2 protein-coding genes and 2 pseudogenes are annotated in these 3281 nt (G+C 75.2%); 3 read left to right on the top strand and 1 reads right to left on the bottom strand.

From position 1 onward, the window contains the following. Positions 1-67 precede the first annotated feature (67 nt). Both AB0G13_RS34395 and AB0G13_RS34390 read left to right on the top strand, forming a co-directional pair. A pseudogene (locus AB0G13_RS34395) lies at positions 68-202 on the top strand (adenosylcobinamide-GDP ribazoletransferase); the annotation flags it as partial. 66 nt (positions 203-268) lie between these two features. Then, positions 269-1564 (top strand): DUF2314 domain-containing protein, encoded by a 1296-nt coding sequence (locus AB0G13_RS34390; RefSeq protein WP_357883793.1) that lies wholly within the window; start codon positions 269-271, stop codon positions 1562-1564. 9 nt (positions 1565-1573) lie between these two features. Here the strand turns inward: AB0G13_RS34390 and gcvT are convergent, their stop codons facing one another. Then, complete coding sequence (gcvT, locus tag AB0G13_RS34385; protein ID WP_357883790.1) at positions 1574-2710, bottom strand: glycine cleavage system aminomethyltransferase GcvT; 1137 nt, start codon at positions 2708-2710, stop codon at positions 1574-1576. 161 nt (positions 2711-2871) lie between these two features. Between gcvT and AB0G13_RS34380 the strand changes: the two are divergent. Next, positions 2872-3228 (top strand): annotated as a pseudogene (locus tag AB0G13_RS34380) (M17 family peptidase N-terminal domain-containing protein); the annotation flags it as partial. Between the last annotated feature and the right edge of the window lie 53 nt (positions 3229-3281).

Genomic DNA, 3281 nt, shown 5'->3' with positions numbered 1-3281 from the left:
ACGAAGGTCTCCCCGACGGTGAAGAGGCTCATTCCGATGATCGCCGCGCGGGCGTCGGTCGGGTGCCGCCGCCCTCGCCGTCGCGGTGGGGCTGCTGCGGCACGTGGTACGCCGGCTCGGCGGCGTCACCGGCGACGTGCTCGGCGCGACCGTGGAGGTGGTCACCACGCTGGTCTACCTGGGAGTGGTGCTGTCCGGCTGAACGGGGCACACCGCGCCGGGTAGCGTTCTCCCACGACAGCACCGGCGCGGCCATCCGGGGGACGACATGCTCATCACGGACGACTTCCTGCCCGTACCGGTTCCGGAGTCGCTGAGCGCGACCTACCTGGTGCCCATGACGGGACTGCCGAAGGTGAGCGCGAAGACCGCCGTGGCCCGGCTCAGCGGCCGGCTGGCCGAGCCGGTGCACGGGCTGGCGCGGCACATGCTCGACAGCCCGCTGATGAGCGTGGACACCCGGCCGATCGCCGAGTTCCCCGAGCTGCCGCCGGACCTGCTCACCGCGTTCGGCGCCACCGAGGCGCAACTGGCCCGGCTGGCCGCCGCGAGCCACCTGGTCGTGGTGCAGGCCGAGTACCGGCCCGGCTGGCCGCCGGCCCACGAGTGGGCGGCCCGGGCGGTGGCCGCCGCCGTCGCCGAGTCCGTCGAGGGTGACGTGGTGGACGTCTTCGGCCTCCAGTTCCTCGACCCGGCGACGGCGCTGCGCTCGCTGCCCGACGCCCAGGGGCGGATCCGGCTCGTCGACTGGGTGCTGGTGCCCTACTCCTCCGACGCCGAGGGGCTCTGGTTCACCACGAAGGGCCTGCGCCGCTTCGGGCTGCTGGAGTTGCAGACCCAGGGCGTGCCGGACCACCTGACCCGGGCCTGGGGCGCGGTGATGACGGGCGCCGCCCGGCGGCTGCTGCGGGACTGGACCGACGGGCTCTCCGGGGAGGAGGTGCCCGCGTTCGTGCAGCTGCCGGTGCTGGCCACGGTGACCGGGCACGACATCGCGGTGGCGTACGGCAATCCGGAGCAGCACGGCGCGACGGCGCCGGTGCTGCTGCGGCTGGAGCTGGACCCGGCCACCGACCCCGACGCCGACTCGTTCCTCAGCCTGCGCCCGCCGGCCGGGCACGCGGGGCCGGACGGCCGCTACTACGCCGCCGCCTGCGCCACCCTCTTCGCCGGCATCCAGCCGGACGTGCGCTACGCCCGGGCGGGCGACGCGATGAGCAGGGCGGTCGCCACCGCCCGCGCCGGGCTGGGCGACATCCGGGCCCGGTTCCTCGCCGGCCAGCTCCCGCCGGAGACCCAGCTCGTGGTCAAGTACGGCCTGCCCGGCGACGACGGCCCGGAGTACGTCTGGGCCGGGGTGACCTCGTGGGACGCCCCGGAGCGGATCGTGGCCGCCAGCGCCAGCGACGCCAACACCGACCCCACCGTGCGCATCGGCTCGCCGGTCGTCGTGGAGGCCACCGACGTCGTCGACTGGGCCGTGCTCGACGGCACCGGCGTCATCGAGGGCGGTTGGACCCAGGCCGTCCTCGACGCCGGCGAACGCCCCGATCCCCCACTCTGACCGGAGGCGTCACCTGACCGAGGGGGTCACGAACGGGGGGCGGGTGAGGCGCATCTGGGCGCGGCGGCCCCGGATGTCGACCTCCACCAGGTCGCCGTCGGCGAGGTTCGTGGCGGTGTCCAGCAGCGCCAGGGCGACGCCCTGCTTCCGGGTGGGCGAGAACGTGCCGCTGGTGATCGTGCCGACCTGCGCGTCGCCGACGTGCACCGCCATGCCGGGGCGCGGGATCGCCCGGTCGACCGCCTCCAGGCCGCGCAGCGTACGCCTCGGGCCGGCGGCCTTCTCGGCGAGCAGCGCGTCGCGGCCCCAGAAGGCCGGCTTGTCCCAGCCGACCGCCCAGCCGGAGCGGGCCTGCACCGGGGTGATCTCCAGCGACAGGTCCTGGCCGTGCAGCGGGTACCCCATCTCGGTGCGCAGGGTGTCGCGGGCGGCCAGCCCGCAGGCGCGCAGGTCGGGGCCCGCCGCGAAGAGCGCGTCCCAGACCGCGACGGCGTCGGCCGCCGGCACCACCAGCTCGTAGCCCAGCTCCCCGGTGTAGCCGGTGCGGCACACGGTCAGCTCGACCGGGCCGGCGGCGCCCGCCAGGGTCGCGGTGGAGAAGCTCATGTAGTCGTGCCCGGTCGGCAGGCCCAGCGCGTCGAGCAGCTCGGCCGAGCGCGGGCCCTGCACGGCGAGGACGGCGTACGCCTCGTGCTCGTCGGTGACCGTGACCGACGCCGGGGCGGCGGCGCGGAGCCGGCGCACCACCTCGGCGGTGTTCGCGGCGTTCGGGATGAGGAAGACGTGGTCGTCGGCGTGCAGGTAGGCGATGATGTCGTCCACCACGCCGCCGGTGGCGTCGTCGCAGCAGAGGGTGTACTGCGCCCGCCCCGGCCCGATCCGGCCCAGGTCGTTGCTGAGGCAGGCGTTGACGAACTCCGCCGCGCCCGGCCCCGTCACCCGCGCCTTGCCCAGGTGGGAGACGTCGAAGACGCCCACCCCGGTCCGCACGGAGGTGTGTTCCTTCAGCACCCCGCCCCCGGTGTACTCCAGCGGCATCTCCCAGCCACCGAACGGGGCGAACTTGGCGCCGCGAGCGGTGTGCCGCTCGTGCAGCGGAGAACGGCGCAGCCGGGTCGCGGCGGCGGCGGAGGTCACGTCGGTCATGGGTGGGAACTTACCGGGAGCTGGACGGCTGGTTAGCATCGGCGGGACCCGTCGGAGCCGTCGGCGGGACAGCCCCGACCTCCGGCGGGTACGTTCCGCCGGAGACCTCCATCGCCGGTACGCGACGCCGCGACCGGCCCGGCCCGCCCGGAGTAGCTTCAGTGACATCGCCCAGCACCACCCTGAGCCTGGTCGACACCGACCCCGCCGAGCTCGCCGTCGACGCGATCGTGATCGGCCTGCACAGCCAGACCGGAGAGCAGGACGCCACCGCCGGCCTGGCCGGGACCCTGCTGCTGGCCAGCGGCGCGGAGAGCATCGCCGCCGCCTTCGACGGCAGGCTGACCGAGACGCTGGCCCTGCTCGGCGCGACCGGTGCCCCCGGCGAGGTGATCAAGCTGGCCACGCTGGGCACCGTGACCGCCCCGGTGGTCGCCGCCGTCGGGCTCGGCCCGGAGCCGACCGGCGCCGCCCCGGCCCCGGAGACCCTGCGCCGGGCCGCCGGCGGGGCCGTAAGGCGTACGTGGAGTTGGTGATGTATGCCGGCGACCAGGTGGGCTGTGCCTTGGTG

It is taken from the genome of Micromonospora sp. NPDC023633, assembly GCF_040640035.1.
Lineage (GTDB): Bacteria > Actinomycetota > Actinomycetes > Mycobacteriales > Micromonosporaceae > Micromonospora.
The sequence above is the reverse complement of the archived record's forward strand: the minus strand, read 5'-3'. Positions and strand labels throughout refer to the sequence as shown.

Excerpts from the sequence above, each read along its gene's own strand:
- gcvT (WP_357883790.1), bottom strand. The coding sequence starts at position 2,710 with ATGACCGACGTGACCTCCGCCGCCGCCGCGACCCGGCTGCGCCGTTCT.
- AB0G13_RS34390 (WP_357883793.1), top strand. The coding sequence starts at position 269 with ATGCTCATCACGGACGACTTCCTGCCCGTACCGGTTCCGGAGTCGCTG.